Origin of the sequence: Micromonospora sp. CPCC 206060 (genome assembly GCF_036906895.1) — a bacterium.
GTDB lineage: Bacteria > Actinomycetota > Actinomycetes > Mycobacteriales > Micromonosporaceae > Micromonospora.
Genome location: NZ_JBAKHU010000002.1, coordinates 58,830 through 75,774, shown reverse-complemented (window position 1 = coordinate 75,774; position 16,945 = coordinate 58,830). Strand labels below are relative to the sequence as shown.

Here is a 16,945-nt window from a genome sequence, read left to right as displayed (position 1 = left end):
GTGATCAACTACGCACATTGGAGAACCGGGCACTTTTCACCAGCTACGGATAACGGCAAGCTAGACCCGTGATGGTGCGCGAGTGGGATCCCCGCAGGGCTCCGTCCGCCGAGATCGGGTCGCTGCTCGACACGCTCAACGCGGTCCTGGCAGCCGACCTCCCGGCGGATCCGCCGTGGCGGGACGGTTCGCTGCGCGAGTATCTCGCCGAGGTGATGCCCGGCGAGCGACGTATCTCGTGGGTCGCCCAGGCGGTGCCGGGCCCCGACGGGCAGCCCGGACCCATCCTCGGCCACATCAACGTGCTGCTCCTCGGCGACATCGGCGTGATCGACCTGCTGGTGCACCCGTCCGTCCGCCGGCACGGGGTCGGCCGGCAACTGCTCCAGGTGGCTGCGCACCGCACCCTCCAGGAGGGCTTCCAGTCGATCGGGGTCGAGGTGGTCGGCGACACGCCGGCCGTCGACTTCTACACCTCGCTCGGCTTCGTCCGCGAGTACGTGGAGACCCGCAGCGTGCTCCGGCTGGACCGGGTCGACTGGACGGCCCTGTCCGGCATGGCCTCCGGCATCAGCAGCGGGTACCGCCTGGAGTTCTGCCCCGGTGGTCCCCCCGACGAACTGTTGGACGCGTACGCGCGGGCCAAGGCGGAGGTGCGGGACACCGAGAACGCCGACGGGGAGGACGACGACGATCCGCGTCCCAGCTCGTACGACCCGCAGCGGCTCCGGGACAGCCTCGACTGCCTGGACCGACGGGGCATGAAGCCGTACATCGTGCTGGCCATTCACGAGCGCACTAGGCGGGTGGCCGGGCTGACCGAGGTGGTGGTGCCCGCCCAGCACCCGACCCGCGCCGACCAGTACGACACCATCGTCTCCCCCGACCACCGGGGCTACGGCATCGACCGGGCGATCAAGGCGCGGATGCTGCTGGAACTGCGCTCGGCCGAGCCCGAGCTGACCGAGGTGCAGACCTGGAACGCGCAGGCCAACGAGGCGATGCTCGCGGTCAACGCCGAGCTGGGCTTCCGCCCCGACCGGGAGTGGTGCGAGTACGGGGTCGACGTGGCCGAGCTGGCGCACCGGCTGGACGCCATCGGGTGACGAAGAGTTCACCAACCCGACCGATCAGGGATGGACGGCAGCCGGCCCAGCGCCTTAACGTGCGTTGATTCCCCGTAACCCCCATCGTGGAGGCTTCATGCGCCCGCGCCGCATCCCGGCCGCGCTCGCGACCGTCGCCGCCGTCACCCTGACGGCGGCCGGAGTCGCACCAACCGCGGCCAGCGCCGCGCCCACCGACCTGTTCATCTCCGAGTACGTCGAAGGCTCGTCCAACAACAAGGCGGTCGAGCTGTACAACGGCACCGGGGTCCCCGTCGACCTGGCGGCCGGCGGATACCAGCTGCAACTGCACTTCAACGGCTCCACCACCCCGACCAGCCTGGCGCTGGCCGGTACCGTCGCCCCCGGTGACGTCTTCGTCTTCGCACACGCCAGCGCGGCACCGGCGATCCTGGCCCAGGCCGACCAGACCACCGGCGCGGGCCTGTTCAACGGCGACGACGCGATCGTGCTGCGTAAGGGCGACGCGGTCATCGACTCGATCGGCCAGGTCGGCACCGACCCGGGCACCGAGTGGGGTACCGGCGCGGCCAGCACGGCGGACAACACCCTGCGCCGGCTCGCCTCGGTCAGCGCCGGGGACACCGACCCCTCCGACGCCTTCGACCCGGCCGCCCAGTGGACCGGACTGGCGACCGACACCTTCGACGGGCTCGGCGCGCACACCGTGGACGACGGCGGCCCGACCGACCAGCCGGCCACCGTGACCTGCGGCGGCACCCTCGCCACCCCGGTCGGCACCGCCGCGACCCGGGAGGTCACCGCCACCGACCCGGACGACACCGTGGTCGACCTGGCGGTCACCTCGGTCAGCCCGGCACCGGCCACCGGCTCGATCACCCGGACCGCGGTCACCCCGGCCACCGGGGTCGGCGGCACCGCCCAGGCCACCGTCACCGCCTCCGCCGACCTGCCCGCCGGGTCGTACGCGGTCACCGTGACCTCGACCGACGCCGACGGCACCACCGCGACCTGCACGCTGACCGTGCAGGTGACCACGGTGCTGACGGTCGGCGAGGTGCAGGGCCCGACCACCGACGCCGAGTCGGGTCCGGCGGACCGGTCCCCGCTCGCCCCGGCCAGCGGCAACGGCACCAGCAGCACGCTGTACGACGTGCGCGGGGTCATCACCCAGCGGACCCTGGCCCGGACCTCGGCCGGTGCCCCGCAGTACGGCTTCTTCCTGCAGAGCCGGAACGGCGCCACCGACGGCGATCCGGCCAGTTCGGACGGCGTCTTCGTCTTCATGGGCTCGTTCACCTCGCTGATCGGTGGCTACGTGCCGACCGTCGGCGACGAGGTGGTCCTGCGCGCCCGGGTCTCCGAGTACTTCAACCAGACCCAACTCTCCGGCGCCTCGCTGGTGCAGAAGCTCGCCTCGGGGCTGGACGTGAACGCCGAGGTCACGGTGACCGACGCGGTACCGCCGGCCGACGCGGACGCCGCCGCCCGGTTCTGGGAGCGGCACGAGGGCGCCCGGCTGCGGGTACGCGCCGGCAGTGGCGCGGTGAGCGGCCGGAACGTCTTCGGCTCCACGGCCGACTCCGAGGTGTGGGTGATCGACCGGGACGACCCGCTGCTGGACCGGACCGACGCGTACGCCCGCCGGTTGTTCCGGGACGTCCACCCGCTGGACAACGACCCGTCGCGGCTCTTCGACGACGGCAACGGCCAGCGGATCATGCTGGGCACCATGGGGGTCAAGGCCGCCGCCGGGGACACCGCCGCGCTGCTGCCGCCGGCCCGCACCTACGACACCCTGACCATGGACGCGGTCGGTGGGCTCTACTACTCTTTCGAGAAGTACGGCGTGCAGGTGGAGCAGGCGGCGTTCGCCGCCGGTGCCGACCCGTCGGCGAACCACCCGCCGCAGCCGGCCAACCGGTCGCAGGAGGTCGCGGTGGCGACCTACAACGTGGAGAACCTGTACGACTTCCGCGACGACCCGTTCGACGGCTGCGACTTCACCGGCAACGCCGGTTGCCCCGGGGTGCGCCCGCCGTTCGACTACGTGCCGGCCAGCGAGGCGGAGTACCAGGAGCAGTTGTCGAACCTGGCCGACCAGATCACCCGTGATCTGCACTCGCCGGACCTGATCCTGGTGCAGGAGGCCGAGGACCAGGACATCTGCACGGTCGACGGTGCCACGCTGGTCTGCGGCACCACGGACAACGCCGACGGCGCTCCGGACACCCTCCAGGAGTTGGCGCTGACCATCGCGGCGGCCGGTGGCCCGGCCTACGCGGCGGCGTACGACCGCACCGGCGCGGACGCCCGGGGCATCACCGCCGCCTTCCTCTACCGCACCGACCGGGTCTCGTTGGCCCCGGCCGAGGCGACCGACGCGGTGCTCGGTGCCACCCCGACCGTGCAGTACCGCGCGCCGGGGCTGGCGTCCAACGCCGACGTGCAGAACCCGAAGGCGCTCAACGCGGTGCTGCCGCCGGACGTGGACACCTCCACCGGCAAGGACGGCGACAACGTCTTCACCCGGGCCCCGCAGCTCGGGAAGTTCCTGGTGGCGGCGGCTCCCGGCGCGACCGAGAAGTTCACCCTCTGGGCGGCCAGCAACCACTACTCGTCCGGCCCGGACAGCCGGGTGGGGCAGCGGCGGGAGCAGGCGGCGTACGGCGCGGCGATCGTGTCCGCGATCGAGGCGGCGGACCCGCACGCCCGGGTGGTGTACGGCGGGGACCTGAACGTCTTCCCCCGTCCGGACGACCCGATCGCCACCGGCGCCGACCCGACCCCGTCGGACCAGTTGGCTCCGCTCTACGGTGCCGGGCTGCACAACCTGTACGACGGCCTGCTCGCGGACGTTGCGTCGGCGGCGTACTCGTACAGCTTCGAGGGGCAGGCGCAGACGCTGGACCACCTGTTCGTCAACGACGCGCTGCACGGGGACCTGGTCCAGATGCGCGCCGCGCACATCAACGCCGACTGGCCGGCGGAGTACGCCGGGGACGGTTCGCGGGGTTCCAGCGACCACGACCCGCAGGTGGCCCGGTTCCGCTCGCGGGCGGCGTTGACCGTGGCCGACGTGTCGGTGGTCGAGGGCGACCGGGACACCCGGGAGCTGATCTTCACGGCCACCGTCTCCCGGCCGCTCTCCCAGCCGGTACTGCTCTGCGCGACCACGCTGGGCGTCTCGGCGACGGCCGGCTCGGACTTCACGTCGTACGCCGGCTGCCGGACCCTGGCTGCCGGGCAGACCTCGGTGGCCTTCCCGGTGACCGTACGCGGGGACCGGCGCCCGGAGGCCGACGAGAAGCTGGCCATCGTGGTGGCCGGCGTGCCGGGGCTGCGGCTGGCCGACCCGGTCGCCTTCGGCACCATCTCGAACGACGACTGATCCACGGCTGAGCGCGGCTGATCCAGGCCCCGTCGACCCGGCTCCCGGCCGGGCCGGCGGGGCCTGCTCAGTACTGATCGCGCATGTCCGGCGGTGGTGGCAGGTGCCGGTGCTTCGCCACCCGCACCTCCCACTGGCTGCGGCGGCGCCGCATCTCGCGCAGCACCGGACTCCGGTGGAAGGTCTCAGGCGGCCGGGCCAGGCCGTAGATGTCCGCCCACCACTCACCCGGCTCCGGGTCGAGGATCGTGGAAAGGTGGGACGGGTACCTCCGGCCGGCGCCGTCGAAGGTCTCGTCCCAGTCGCGCATCGGCTGGATCACCCGACCGTCCTGGTCGACCACGGCCAGGAAGAGACCGGCGGCACCGAGCAGCCGTTCGAGTACCGCGATGCTCGGCGTCATCCGGCCCGCCTCCACCTTGCCGACGGTGCTCGGCGCGACCCGGGCGAACCGGGCCATCTGCCGTTGCCCGAGCCCTGCGATACGCCGGGCCCGCCGGACCAGACCGGCCACCGGATACTGACCGACCGAGGGCTGGGGCGGGGGCGGATCCAACGCGGAAGGCATGCCGCCAGCCTGCCGAGCGGTGTCAGCCCATGCAACGCCTGTGGATAAACCTGTGGAAAACTCGGCGCTGGTGCGACGGACCCCTCGGGTCACAGCACCTCGGTCACAGCACCTCGGTCGCACCCTTTGCTCTGCTTCAGCGACGGCAACACCGAGCCGGGCTCAGCGTTTCCTCCGCTGAAGCAGAGCAAAGCGCGTGGAGGAGGGTACGGGTGGCGCCAGGAGAGCACCGCAACGCAGCAGAGCCACCGCAACGCAGCAGAGCAGCAGAACGACGCGGCAGCTCAGCGGGACGCCCCGGAGGAGTGGGTGGCTCAGTAGCCCTGGCGCAGCAGGTGGGCAGCCTCGACCGCCCAGTAGGTGAGGATGATCTGCGCACCGGCCCGGCGGATCGAGGTCAGCGTCTCCAGGATGACCCGTTCCCGGTCGATCCAGCCGTTCGCCGCCGCCGCCTCGACCATCGCGTACTCGCCGGAGACCTGGTAGGCCGCGACCGGCACGTCGACCGTGGCGCGGACCGCCGCCACCACGTCGAGATAGGGCAGGGCCGGCTTGACCATCACCAGATCGGCACCCTCGGCCACGTCCAGCTCGACCTCGCGCAGCGACTCGCGCAGGTTCGCCGGATCCTGCTGGTAGGTGCGCCGATCCCCGTCCAGCGCCGACTCCACCGCGTCCCGGAACGGGCCGTAGAACGCCGAGGCGTACTTCGCGGCGTACGCGAGAATCGCCACGTCGGTGTGACCGGCGACGTCCAGCGCCCGGCGGACCACGCCGACCTGGCCGTCCATCATCCCGGACGGGCCGACCACGCCGACCCCGGCGGCGGCCTGGGCCACCGCCATCTCGGCGTACGCGGCCAGCGTCGCGTCGTTGTCGACCTCACCGGTCGGAGTGAGCAGCCCGCAGTGCCCGTGCGAGGTGAACTCGTCCAGGCAGAGGTCGCTCATCACCACGGTGGCGTCGCCCACCTCGGCGGTCACGTCCCGGATCGCCGTGTTGAGGATCCCGGTCGGGTCGATGCCGCCGGACCCGGTCGCGTTTCGCTCGGCCGGCACTCCGAAGAGCATGATCCCGCCCACGCCGGCCTGTACCGCCTCGGCGGCGGCCTTGCGCAGCGAATCCCGCGAGTGCTGCACGACACCCGGCAGGGAGGCGACCGGGCGTGGCTCGGTCAACCCCTCCCTGACGAACATCGGCAGCACCAGCTCCGACGGTGCGACACGGGTCTCCGAGACCAGCCGGCGCAGCGCCGGGGTGCGGCGCAGTCGGCGGGGCCGGATCTCCGGGTACGGCATGGCACAACTCCTAACGGGCCCTCAGGGCTCCCGATGGAACCTCGGGTCCTAGCGGAACCTCAGGGCGGTCGGCCCCTGCACCTTCGAACCACGGCGCTGCTTGGCGGGCATCGCGGCCAGCTTCTCCCGCAGCTCGACGGCGTAGGACGCGAGCGCCTCCACCAGGTCGGGCACCGAGGCGTCGGCCGGCTGGACGTCGACCCGCAGGCCGAACTCGGTCGCCGTCTCCGCCGTCTTGGGACCGATCACCGCAACAACCGTACGCGCGTGCGGCTTCCCGGCGATGCCGACCAGGTTCCGGACCGTGGAGGACGAGGTGAACAGCACCGCGTCGAACCCGCCCGACTTGATCGAGTCCCGGATCTCGGCCGGCGGTGGCGCCGCCCGGACCGTCCGGTACGCGGTCACGTCGTCGACCTCCCAGCCGCGCTCGGTGAGCCCGGCGGCGAGCGTCTCGGTGGCGATGTCGGCGCGCGGCAGCAACACCCGGCCGACCGGGTCGAGGATCTCGTCGTGCGGGGAGAACTCGGCGAGCAGACCCTCCGAGGACTGCTCCCCGGACGGGATGAGTTCCGGCTGGATACCGAAGGCGCGGACCGCGTCGGCGGTCGCCTCACCGATACAGGCGATCTTGACGCCGCCGAAGTGCCGGGCGTCCAGTCCGTGCTCGCCGAACTTCTCCCAGACCGCCCGGACCGCGTTCACCGAAGTGAAGATCACCCAGGCGTACCGGCCGTCGACCAGGCCCTTGACCGCCCGCTCCATCTGCGCCGGGGTACGCGGCGGCTCCACCGCGATGGTCGGCACCTCGCACGGGATGGCGCCGTACGCCCGCAGCCGGGCACTCATCGCGCCGGCCTGCTCCTTGGTACGCGGCACCAGCACCTTCCAGCCGTACAGCGGCCGGTTCTCCCACCAGCTCAGCCTGTCCCGCTGGCCGACCCCGACACCGATGGTGAGCACCACCCGACCGGTGAAGCCGAGCGCGGCGGCCACGAAGCTGTCCACGGTCGACGTGGTCGTGTACTGCGTCTCACCCGTGCCGTCACCGGTCACCCCGACCCCGGTGCTGCCGTCGACCCCGGCGGCGAGCAGGCCGTCCCGGACCGCGGCGAGGTCCCCGGCGTCCACCGCGAGGGCCAGCGAACCCCGGCCGACGGCGGCGGCGAGCGCGTCGAAGTCGAGCGTGGTGACGTCCTCGACGTCAGCGGCGGTACGCACACCCGGCAGCGGCACACCGGCGTAGGTGGCCACCCCCTCGGCCTGGCCGACCCCGGGCACCACCTCGAAGTGCGCGGCGGTACGGGCCACCGCCTGCACCTCCTTGATTACCGAGTCGTGACCGAACGGGTCGCCCGCGACGAGGTGCACGGCCGACAGGCCGGACCGGGCGGCCGAGATCAGCACCTTCGCCACGTCGCCCGGTGCCCCCTCCGCCGGGGTGAACTGGGCGTCCTCCCGGGCTTCGGCGCGCACGGCATCGAGCAACGACTCGGGTACCCCCCGGTCGTACACCACCTGGTCGGCGTCGACCAGGGCGTCGTGCGCCCGGCGGGTCAGCAGGCCCGGGTCGCCGGGTCCGGCCCCGACGAACGCGATGCGCCCTACGGGCTTACGGGTGCGGGTCATTCTGTGCTCCCAAATTGCTGGGTCCCCGGGCCGGATTGTTCAGGCTGACCGAGGATCGAGTCGGCGCCACGGTCGAGGAGTTCGGCGGCGAGCGCCTTACCGATCCCCTCGGCGTCGGCGGGCGTTCCGGTGCGGGACAGCCGGAGGTCACGGGTACCGTCCGGGCTGATCACCGCACCGCGCAGGTAGATCTCATCGCCGTCATCGCCCTCGGCGAGTTCCGCGAAGGCGGCGACGGGTGCGCTGCACCCGGCCTCCAGGGTGGCCAGTAGCGCCCGTTCCGCAGTGACCGCGGCCCGGGACGGTGCATGATCGAGTACCGCGAGCAGCTCGACCAGCTCCGGGTCGTCGACCCGGCACTCCACCGCCAGCGCACCCTGGGCGGGCGCGGGCAGCATCAGCATCGGGTCGAGCGTCTCGCTGATCTCGCCGACCCGCCCCAGCCGGGCCAACCCGGCACGGGCCAGTACGACCGCGTCGAGGTCGGCGTCCGGGCCGAGTACGCGCCGGACGCGGCTGTCGACGTTGCCGCGGATCGGGGTGACGGTGAGCTGCAGCCCGAGCGCGTGCAGCTGGGCGATCCGGCGCAGTGCACCGGTCCCCACCGTCGCGCCGGGCGGCAGTTCGGCCAGCGTGCTGCCGTCCCGGGTGATCAGCGCGTCGCGCGGATCCTCGCGGGGCGGCACCGCCGCGATGTGCAGCCCACCGTGCGCAGCGGTGGGCAGGTCCTTGTACGAGTGGACCGCGAAGTCGATCTCGCCGGCGGTCAGCGCGTCGCGCAGTGCGGACACGAAGACCCCGACCCCGAGTCGCTGTACCGGCGCGGAGGAGCGGTCCCCGGCGGTGACCACCTCGACGAGCTCGACGGCCCGTCCGGTGGCGGTGGTCAGGGCATCGGCGATCTGCCCGGACTGGGCCATCGCCAGCGCACTGCCCCGGGTACCGAGGCGCAGGGCCCTCATCGGTCACCTCCGGTGGTCGGGGTGGACGGGTCCACCGGCGGAACTGCGTCGGGCACGGTGTCCACCGGCGGGGCGACGTCGGGCACGGTGTCGACCGGCGCGGTCTGCGGGACCTGGAGATCGAAGAGTTCCCGCAGCAGGGCGGCGTACTGGTCACCGCCGGGTTCGGCGGCGAGCTGGCGGACCCGGACGGTGGGCGAGTGGAGCAGCCGCTGCACCACCCGGTGCACGGTGTGCGCCACCTCGGCCCGCTGATCGTCGGTCAGATCGGGCCGGCGCTGCGCCAGCCGGCGCAGTTCGGCGGCGACCACGTCCTCGGCGCGGCTGCGCAACGCGGCCACGGTGGGCGCGACATCGGCGCCGCGCAGCCAGGTGAGGAAGCTCTCCACCTCACCGGCCACGATCCGGGCCACCTCGGCGGCATCGGCGGCGGCCGGGCCGTCGGCCAGCGTCGCGGCGAGCCGGTCGATGTCGATCACCTCGACACCGGGCAGCTCCGCCACGCCGGGCCCGACATCACGCGGTACGGCGAGGTCGAGCAGGACCAGCGGACCCCGGTCGGCTGGTCGTCCGGTCAGCGCCCGGGTAACCACCTCGGAGGTGAGGACCGGTTCCGTCGCCGCCGTGGCGGCCACTACGATGTCTACAGTGGACAGCAGGGTGGGCAGTTCGGCGATCGGTACGGCATTCGCGCCGTACGTCCCGGCCAGTCGCACCGCCCGCTCCGCTCCCCGGTTGGTGACCGTCAGCGGGCCGGCACCGAGGCGGGAGAGGGTGGCCACGGCCAGGGCACCCATCGCACCGGCCCCGACCACCAGCGCGGAGCGCCCGGCCAGGTCACCGTCGGCGTGCCCGGCGGCCAGATCGAGCGCGGCGCTCACCACGCTCTGCCCGGCCCGGTCGATCCCGGTCTCGGTGTGGGCCCGCTTGCCGACCCGCAGCGCCTGCTGCATCAGCTCGTGCAGCAGCCGCCCGGCCGAGTCGGCACCGGTTGCCCAGTGGTACGCGTCACGCAGCTGGCCGAGGATCTGGGCCTCGCCCACCACCATCGAGTCCAGGCCGGCGGCGACCCGGAAGACGTGGTCGACCGCCGCGCCGTCGTAGTGGACGTAGAGATGGTTGGCCAACTCCCCCGGCGGGCAGCCGGCCTGCTCGGCGAGGACCGCGCAGATGTCACCGAGGCCGCCGTGGAATCCGGACACCGCGGCGTACACCTCCACCCGGTTGCAGGTGGAGACGACCACGGCCTCGCCGACGTAGGGCTGGGCGACCAGGCGGTCCAGGGTGCGGGTGAGGTCGGCGGGGGCGACCGCGAGCCGTTCCAGGGTGGCGACCGGAGCGGTGCGGTACGACGCGCCGACGACGAGCAGGTTCACGTGCCGACCGCCTCCTGCGTGCCGGGAGCCGCGAGCCCGCCGGGCAGCGCGGTGAACCCCGACCCGCCGGTGGCGGGTAGCGCGGTCAGCGACGCCTTGCGGTGCTCGTGGAAGGAAAGGATCTGCAGCTCGATGGCGAGGTCGACCTTGCGCACGTCGACCCCCTCGGGAACCGAGAGTACGCACGGCGCGAAGTTGAGGATGCTCGTCACGCCGGCCGCGACGAGCTGGTCGGCGACCCGCTGCGCGGCGGCGACCGGAGTGGCGATCACGCCGATCGCGATGGACTCCTCCGCAGCCGCCCGGGGCAGTTCGTCGATGTGCCGCACGATCAGGCCGTTGATCTCCTCACCCACTCGGGCGGGGTCGGCGTCGAAGAGCGCGGCCACCCGGAATCCCCGGCTGGCGAAGCCGGCGTACCCGGCCAGCGCGTGACCGAGGTTACCGATGCCGACCAGTGCCACGCCGCGCCGCTGGGTGAGCCCGAGCACGAACTCGATCTGGTCGACCAGGAGCGCCACGTCGTAGCCGACGCCCCGGGTGCCGTAGGAGCCGAGGTGGGAGAGATCCTTGCGGAGCTTGGCGGAGTTCACCCCGGCGGCGCCGGCCAGGCCCTCGCTGGAGATCGTTTCGTGACCCGCCTCGGCCAACTGGTGCAGGGCGCGCAGATACTCGGGGAGCCGGGCGACCGTCGCCTCCGGGAGATCCGGGAGCGCCGGGACGGCACCGGCGCGGCCGGGCGCGTCAGGGTGACGGTGCTGACTCATGAGACTCCGTGCGGTGCGATCCTCGGTCCACCCGAAGGGTCGACCGTTTCGGGACTCCCGCTGGCTCCCGCCGTGACCGGCTGTGCTAGCAGGGCTCGTCGGAACTACAGAGTAGGCGCTTGTGAAGACGTGCACAAATCGCGATCTTGACAGGCCGCGACACGGCTTCACCAGGCCCTCCGTTCTCAAGATCGATCGAACGGCCTCGTTCGGGCCGCCCGGCGATTATTGCCCAATTCAGACTTCTCTCGCCAATCACCGCCGCCCGGTGTGGCCGAAAACCCCCTGCTGACGCCGCCCAGACCACCCCTGCAACCCCCAACCCGGGTTGATCATGAAGTTATCGCCGGCCGGTGCCCGTTTTGTCGTCATTAACTTCATGATCAACCCGGGTCCGGCGGGGTGGGCCGGTGCGGGTGGGCCGGTGCGGGTGGGACGGGATGGGCCGGTCCGGTGGGCCGGTGCGGGGTGGGGCGGGGACGGGATGGGGTGGGTACCCGGGGAGGGGGCGGATCAGGGCAGGGTGGCGGCCACGCGGACCGCCTCGGTCAGGGTGTCCGCGACCGGCCGCCCCGAGGCACGCAGCCGGCCCGGATCGGTGAACCCGCCGGTGTAGAGCACACACCGCCCGCCGACCGCCTCGGCCGCGTCAGCGTCATCGATCGAGTCACCGATCAGTACCACCGAACGGCCGTCCAGCCCCAACCCGGCCAGGTGCTGCTCCAGGTGGGCCGCCTTGCGGTCGCCGCCGACCGCCGCCCGCAATCCGTCGACCCGGGTGAAGTGCCCGTCCAGCCCGTACGTCGTGACGGTGGGTACCAGCTCGTCGTGGAACCACATGGAGAGCAGGGACTGGCTGCCGGGCCAGGACCGCATCGCCTCGGTGGCCTCCTCCGCCAACTGGCAGGTGGTGAGCCCGGTGCGGTACGCGTCGTGGAAGACCCGGTCGAGCCGGCCGAACTCCTCGTCGTCGACCGCTCGGCCCAGCACCTCGGCGTAGTAGTCGGCGATCGGGCGACGGAACCGGGTCCGGTGCTCCTCGGCGGTGACCGTCGGGCCACCCACGTGCGCGAAGACCGCATTGGTGGCGGTGACCACCAGGCTCAGATCGTTGAGCAGCGTGCCGTTCCAGTCCCAGACAAGGTGGGGGCGTACCGGAGTCATGGCCGGACCATACCGAGCCCGGGCCCGTCGACGGCAATCCAGCGGACCGGGTTCACGTCACCGACGACATCGGGGGTCGGCGCCGTCAGAGCAGCGGGGTGGTGAGGTCCCGCAGCAGCCGGTCCTCCTCCACCCGCCAGTAGCCGTGCTCCTTGCCGTCCAGCAGCACCACCGGCAGCCGGTCGCCGTACTCGCGCTCCAGCTCGATGTCGTCGGCGATGTCCAGTTCGGTCCACCGGTCGCCGGTGACCGCCGCCACCCGGTCGAGCGCGGCCCGCGCGTCGTCGCAGAGGTGGCAGCCCTGCCGGGTGATCAGGGTCAGTCGGGGCTCAGTCGCCATCGGGCACCTCCGTACCGGTCCGGGCCGCCGGGAGCAGCCGCTTGCGTACCTTGCCGATCACCGAATGGGGCAGCGTGTCGACGAAGTCGATCGCAGTGGGGCACTTGAACCGGGCCAGGTTGCGGGCACAGTGCGCCAGCAGGTCCGCCTCACTCGCCGTACTGTCCGGTGCCGGCACCACGTACGCCCGCACACTCTGCCCGGTACGCGGGTACGGCACCCCGAGCACCGCCGACTCCACCACCCCCGGGTGGGACTGGAGCACCAGTTCCACCTCGTGCGGGTAGACGTTGAACCCGTTCACCAGGATCAGCTCACCGAGCCGGTCGACCAGGAACAGGTCGCCCTCGCCGTCGGCGTAGGCGATGTCCCCGGTGGCCCACCAGCCGTCGGGATCGGGGCCGCCCCGCCCGTCCGGCCAGTACCCGGAGAAGAGGTTCGCCCCGCGTACCACGATCTCACCCGGATCCGTGCCGGGCGACGAGAACGCCAGGTCCGGCCCATCCGTGTCGGCCTCGGCCTCGATCGTCCCGTCCCGCCACAGGTCCACCCCGTCGGTACCGACCAGCCGCAGCTCGACGCCGGGGATCGGGGTGCCGATCGAGCCGGGCTTGAACCGTCCACCGACCAGCGTGGAGGTGAGCACCGGAGCGGTCTCGGTCAGGCCGTACCCGACGCCGACCGGGCGTCCGGCGGCCTCGACGAACCGGGCCGCGGTCGGCACCGGAAGCGGGGCCGCGCCGCACACCGCCACCCGGACCGACGCCAGCGCCCCGGCCAGGTCCGGCTGCGCCGGCCAGGCGAGGAACATCGACGGTACGCCGGCGAGCACGGTGACCCGGTGCCGCGCGATGTCGGCGAGGGACCCGGCCGGGTCGAAGCTGTCGATCAGCAGCCCGGTCGCCCCGTGGTACACCACCGCACCGAGCCCGGAGTTCAGCCCGTACGCGTGGAAGAGCGGAAGGGCGAGCAGCACGGTGTCGTCCGGGCCGACCACCGGCGGTTCGATCCGGTCGATCTGCTCGTGGTTGGCGAGCAGCGCCCGGTGGGTCAGCATGGCCCCCTTGGGCCGTCCCTCGGTGCCGGAGGTGTAGAGCAGTACCGCCAGGTCCTCCCCGGAACGGCCCGGGTGGACGGTCCCCGGTACCCCGGGGTGGGTCGGCAGGGTGGTGTGCACGGCCAGCGGCCCGGGCAGGTCGGCGGTGATCGCGGACGCCCGGTCCGCAACCTCGGCGGTACAGAGGAGCACGGCGGCGCCCGAGTCGGCCAGGACGTGCCGCAGCTCGGGGGCGGTCAGCTCGGGGTTGACCGGTACCGCGACGAGACCGGCGCGCAGCACGGCGAGGAAGGCCACCGCGAAGTCCGGGGTGTTGGGCAGGGCGATCGCCACCCGGGCGGGTAACCCGGGGGAGTCGGGGGGCGGCACGTCACCACCGGGCGTCACCGCGGCGCGGAGCGCGTGGCCGACGCTGTCCACGGCGGCGTCGAACTCCGCCCAGGTGAGGGTCACCCCGCGCCAGTGCAACGCGGGCCGGTCACCCTGCCCGGTTGCCGCGTGGCGTAACCGGTCGGCGAGGGTCGACGATGGGATGCTGCATGCGTCCTGCACGGTCGCTGAGTCTGGCACAGCCGACCACCGGCCGACTACGCCGTGGCTGTCAAAAACCTTCACACCGGCCCTTCGGTCCGGTGAGGAATGTTCGTTGTCGACGACGGACAACGGGTGCGGCACCGGTGCGCCGACCCGGGAAATACTTCCGCTCTGTGTAACGGACTTGCCACACAAGGGTGACGTTGGCCCTATCATCACTCGGGTCGGCTCACCCCATTTGCCGTGAGTCGACACCCCTCAGCCCGAGGAGGCCGCCGTGCCGTCAAGCGCACTGGATCAGCACCTCACGGGTCGCCGCGCAGCGGCGTACCCGGATCGAGTCGTGCCCGACCACACCGGGGCGGCGCCGCGTTCCGCGACGCCCGACCCGGGACCGTGGCGGGGCGCGCCGACCGGCGACCAGGCTGGAGCGTCCCGGTGACCGCCCACGGGTACGCCGAGCAACCGGGCGGGCGGTCCGCCCGGCACACCCTGGACGACGGGCTCGCGCTGCTCCGGACGTCCCTGGACGACATGCTCAGTCTCGCGGTACGCGGTGACGGAGCGCCCCGTGGGCTCCGCGGCCGCCCGCACCACAACGATCCGCCGCCCCGACCTGCGGCACCGGGCGGCAACGTCAGGACACCCGGTGGCGGAAGCAGGTTGGCCATGCCGGCCCGGCCCACGATGCCGACCCAGGGTCGCCCCAACCAGGGCCGACCGACGGACCATCCGGTCGTCGCCGAGCCGGCGGAGACCGAGACGGCGGTCCTGCCGGCGGTCAGTGACCCCGGCGGTCAGCCGGCCTCCGGCGGACCGGCCGGCTCCGACAGCGGCCCCACCACCAACTACCCGAGCCGTCCCGACCCTTCCGATCCGGCGACCGAGGTCTGGGCCCTGGTGGAACGGGCGCAGGCCGGCGAGGCCGAGGCGTTCGGCCTGATCTACGACCGGTACGTGGACACCGTCTTCCGCTTCGTCTACTTCCGGGTCGGCAACCGGCAACTCGCGGAGGACCTCACCTCGGACACCTTCCTCCGCGCCCTCAAGCGGATCGGCAGTTTCACCTGGCAGGGGCGGGATCTCGGGGCCTGGCTGGTCACCATCGCCCGCAACCTGGTCGCCGACCACTTCAAGTCCGGCCGGTACCGGCTGGAGGTGACCACCGGCGACGTCCTCGACGCCGACCGCGAGGACCGTGGGCCGGAGGGCAGCCCGGAAGCGGCCGTGGTCGAGCACATCACCAACGTGGCCCTGCTCGCCGCTGTCAAGCAACTCAACCCGGAGCAGCAGGAGTGCATCGTCCTCCGCTTCCTCCAGGGTTTCTCGGTGGCCGAGACGGCCCGGGCGATGCGGAAGAACGAGGGCGCGATCAAGGCCCTCCAGTACCGCGCGGTCCGGGCACTCGCCCGGCTCCTGCCGGACGGCTTCCAGCCGTGACCTTCCCGGCGCCCTCCGGCCATCGTGACCGGAGCCACTCCCGGTAGTTCTGTCGCCTACTGAGCCGTAACCGGTGTGGGCCACCACGCGTTTGTCCGGATGCGACCGGTGGTTGCCTCGGCATCCCCCCGGGCCCGGCGGACCGGGCGGCCCATCCGGCTACGACTGTCGCGCGCCGGTGCCCGCCGCCCTCCGCCGGCAACGACGGCCCTTGTCAGGGCCGTAACCAGCGAGAGGAGGTGCCGGCGGTGGACAGGTTCGTCTTCTCCCGCCGGCGCGCCGAGCGCTTCGCGCAACTTCTCGACGAAGCCAACGGCGGCCGGCGACACCATGTCCGTTCCAGGGTCGACGACGACCTTGCCGGACTCGTCGCTATCGGACAGCGGATCCGGGACGCGGCACCGAGCGACGGCCCGGACCCTGACTTCCGCACGAGTCTGCGGGCGATGCTCGTCGCCACAGCCGTACGCGAGGGTATCGGCGACGGCACACCGGAGACCGTCCCGGCGCCGCCGGTCCCGACCAGGGCTCCGCGTGCCCTGATCCCCAGTGCACTCACCGGTCAGCGGGCCCGGGCCCGGGGCGCGATCCTGGTCGGCGTCGCCGTCGGCGCGATCGCGGTCTCCGGCATCTCCGCCGCCAGCGAGAACGCCGTCCCCGGCGACGCGCTGTACGGCATGAAGCGCTCCACCGAGCGGGCCCAGCTGGCGCTGGCCAGCTCGGATCTCAGCCGGGGGCAGCTCTTCCTCGACTTCGCCCGGAACCGGCTCGCCGAGGCGGAGGCGCTGCGCGGTGATCCGGCCGGGTTCGTCTCGGTGCTCAACGACATGGACGCCGACACCCGCCAGGGCGTAAGCCTGCTGACCGCAGCAGCGGTGCAGCGGGCCGACAATGCCGCCCTGGACGCGATCAACACGTTCCTCGCCGGCCAGCGGCGGGCGGTGACCCGGTTGCTCGACAGCGGGTCGGGTACCCAGCGGGACCGGGTGGCCGACTCGCTCGCTCTGCTCGATGCGGCGGGCCGGCGGTCGGACGGGCTCCGGACGGCCCTGGCCTGCCGGGCTCCCCGATCGGTCCGCTCCGACTCGCTGGGCCCTCAGCCGCATTCCTGCCCGGAGAGCCGGCCGACCACCAACCAGCCGTCGGTGCCCGCACCCGTGGAGGGGAACCGTCCGGCGGAGCCGACCCGGCAGCCGGCGCCGACCCGGGCCACCGAATCGGCCCAACCGCCGGTCGTCCTCCCCACCGTGGTGCCGACCCAGGTGGCGCCGGACGCCGGTAAGCCGGAGATTGGCCGACCGGCCGGTTGACGCACGCCACGGCTTTCCGGG

12 protein-coding genes and 1 pseudogene are annotated in these 16,945 nt (G+C 72.7%); 4 read left to right on the top strand and 9 right to left on the bottom strand.

Annotation, left to right across the window (positions count from 1 at the left end; translation table 11 throughout):
- Positions 1-71: 71 nt before the first annotated feature.
- Positions 72-1,106, top strand: coding sequence for a GNAT family N-acetyltransferase (locus V6U90_RS02660; protein WP_334431173.1), 1,035 nt, complete (start codon positions 72-74; stop codon positions 1,104-1,106).
- 97 nt (positions 1,107-1,203) lie between these two features.
- Positions 1,204-4,479 carry a lamin tail domain-containing protein gene (locus V6U90_RS02655; RefSeq protein ID WP_334430937.1) on the top strand — a complete coding sequence of 1,092 codons (3,276 nt, stop codon included), beginning with the start codon at positions 1,204-1,206 and terminating at the stop codon, positions 4,477-4,479.
- Positions 4,480-4,546: 67 nt separating this feature from the next.
- Here the strand turns inward: V6U90_RS02655 and V6U90_RS02650 are convergent, their stop codons facing one another.
- From V6U90_RS02650 to V6U90_RS02610, 9 genes are all read right to left on the bottom strand, one after another.
- On the bottom strand, positions 4,547-5,047 hold the full coding sequence (locus V6U90_RS02650; protein WP_334430936.1) for a helix-turn-helix domain-containing protein: 501 nt from the start codon (positions 5,045-5,047) through the stop codon (positions 4,547-4,549).
- 314 nt (positions 5,048-5,361) lie between these two features.
- A complete protein-coding gene (gene hemB, locus V6U90_RS02645; protein WP_334430935.1) occupies positions 5,362-6,345 on the bottom strand; it encodes a porphobilinogen synthase in 984 nt (327 codons plus the stop codon).
- A 48-nt stretch (positions 6,346-6,393) separates the two neighbouring features.
- Entirely contained in the window at positions 6,394-7,974 is a 1,581-nt protein-coding gene (locus V6U90_RS02640) for a uroporphyrinogen-III synthase (protein WP_334430934.1), read from the bottom strand.
- Positions 7,971-8,936, bottom strand: a complete 966-nt coding sequence (hemC, locus tag V6U90_RS02635) for a hydroxymethylbilane synthase (protein ID WP_334430933.1) — start codon at positions 8,934-8,936, stop codon at positions 7,971-7,973. The genes V6U90_RS02640 and hemC overlap by 4 nt, the downstream gene beginning before the upstream one ends.
- Positions 8,933-10,312 carry a glutamyl-tRNA reductase gene (locus tag V6U90_RS02630; RefSeq protein WP_334430932.1) on the bottom strand — a complete coding sequence of 460 codons (1,380 nt, stop codon included), beginning with the start codon at positions 10,310-10,312 and terminating at the stop codon, positions 8,933-8,935. The genes hemC and V6U90_RS02630 overlap by 4 nt, the downstream gene beginning before the upstream one ends.
- The gene (locus V6U90_RS02625; RefSeq protein WP_334430931.1) at positions 10,309-11,079 is read right to left on the bottom strand and encodes a redox-sensing transcriptional repressor Rex; all 771 of its coding nucleotides are present in this window, start codon (positions 11,077-11,079) and stop codon (positions 10,309-10,311) included. Before V6U90_RS02625 ends, V6U90_RS02630 begins: the two co-directional genes overlap by 4 nt.
- 513 nt (positions 11,080-11,592) lie before the next feature.
- Positions 11,593-12,243 carry an HAD family hydrolase gene (locus tag V6U90_RS02620; RefSeq protein ID WP_334430930.1) on the bottom strand — a complete coding sequence of 217 codons (651 nt, stop codon included), beginning with the start codon at positions 12,241-12,243 and terminating at the stop codon, positions 11,593-11,595.
- Positions 12,244-12,328: 85 nt separating this feature from the next.
- Complete coding sequence (locus V6U90_RS02615) at positions 12,329-12,583, bottom strand: glutaredoxin family protein (protein WP_334430929.1); 255 nt, start codon at positions 12,581-12,583, stop codon at positions 12,329-12,331.
- Positions 12,573-14,192, bottom strand: a complete 1,620-nt coding sequence (locus V6U90_RS02610; protein ID WP_334430928.1) for an AMP-binding protein — start codon at positions 14,190-14,192, stop codon at positions 12,573-12,575. Before V6U90_RS02610 ends, V6U90_RS02615 begins: the two co-directional genes overlap by 11 nt.
- Positions 14,193-14,612: 420 nt before the next feature.
- Here V6U90_RS02610 and V6U90_RS02605 point away from each other — a divergent pair, with 420 nt between their 5' ends.
- On the top strand, positions 14,613-15,614 hold the full coding sequence (locus V6U90_RS02605; protein ID WP_334430927.1) for an ECF subfamily RNA polymerase sigma factor, BldN family: 1,002 nt from the start codon (positions 14,613-14,615) through the stop codon (positions 15,612-15,614).
- A 248-nt stretch (positions 15,615-15,862) separates the two neighbouring features.
- A pseudogene (locus V6U90_RS02600) lies at positions 15,863-16,738 on the top strand (DUF5667 domain-containing protein); the annotation flags it as partial.
- Positions 16,739-16,945: the final 207 nt, after the last annotated feature.

What these genes read in the sequence shown, in the direction of transcription:
- V6U90_RS02620 (WP_334430930.1), bottom strand. Translation starts at nt 12,243, where the DNA reads ATGACTCCGGTACGCCCCCACCTTGTCTGGGACTGGAACGGCACGCTG.
- V6U90_RS02625 (WP_334430931.1), bottom strand. Translation starts at nt 11,079, where the DNA reads ATGAGTCAGCACCGTCACCCTGACGCGCCCGGCCGCGCCGGTGCCGTC.
- V6U90_RS02615 (WP_334430929.1), bottom strand. Translation starts at nt 12,583, where the DNA reads ATGGCGACTGAGCCCCGACTGACCCTGATCACCCGGCAGGGCTGCCAC.
- hemC (WP_334430933.1), bottom strand. Translation starts at nt 8,936, where the DNA reads ATGAGGGCCCTGCGCCTCGGTACCCGGGGCAGTGCGCTGGCGATGGCC.
- V6U90_RS02660 (WP_334431173.1), top strand. Translation starts at nt 72, where the DNA reads ATGGTGCGCGAGTGGGATCCCCGCAGGGCTCCGTCCGCCGAGATCGGG.
- V6U90_RS02640 (WP_334430934.1), bottom strand. Translation starts at nt 7,974, where the DNA reads ATGACCCGCACCCGTAAGCCCGTAGGGCGCATCGCGTTCGTCGGGGCC.
- hemB (WP_334430935.1), bottom strand. Translation starts at nt 6,345, where the DNA reads ATGCCGTACCCGGAGATCCGGCCCCGCCGACTGCGCCGCACCCCGGCG.
- V6U90_RS02655 (WP_334430937.1), top strand. Translation starts at nt 1,204, where the DNA reads ATGCGCCCGCGCCGCATCCCGGCCGCGCTCGCGACCGTCGCCGCCGTC.
- V6U90_RS02650 (WP_334430936.1), bottom strand. Translation starts at nt 5,047, where the DNA reads ATGCCTTCCGCGTTGGATCCGCCCCCGCCCCAGCCCTCGGTCGGTCAG.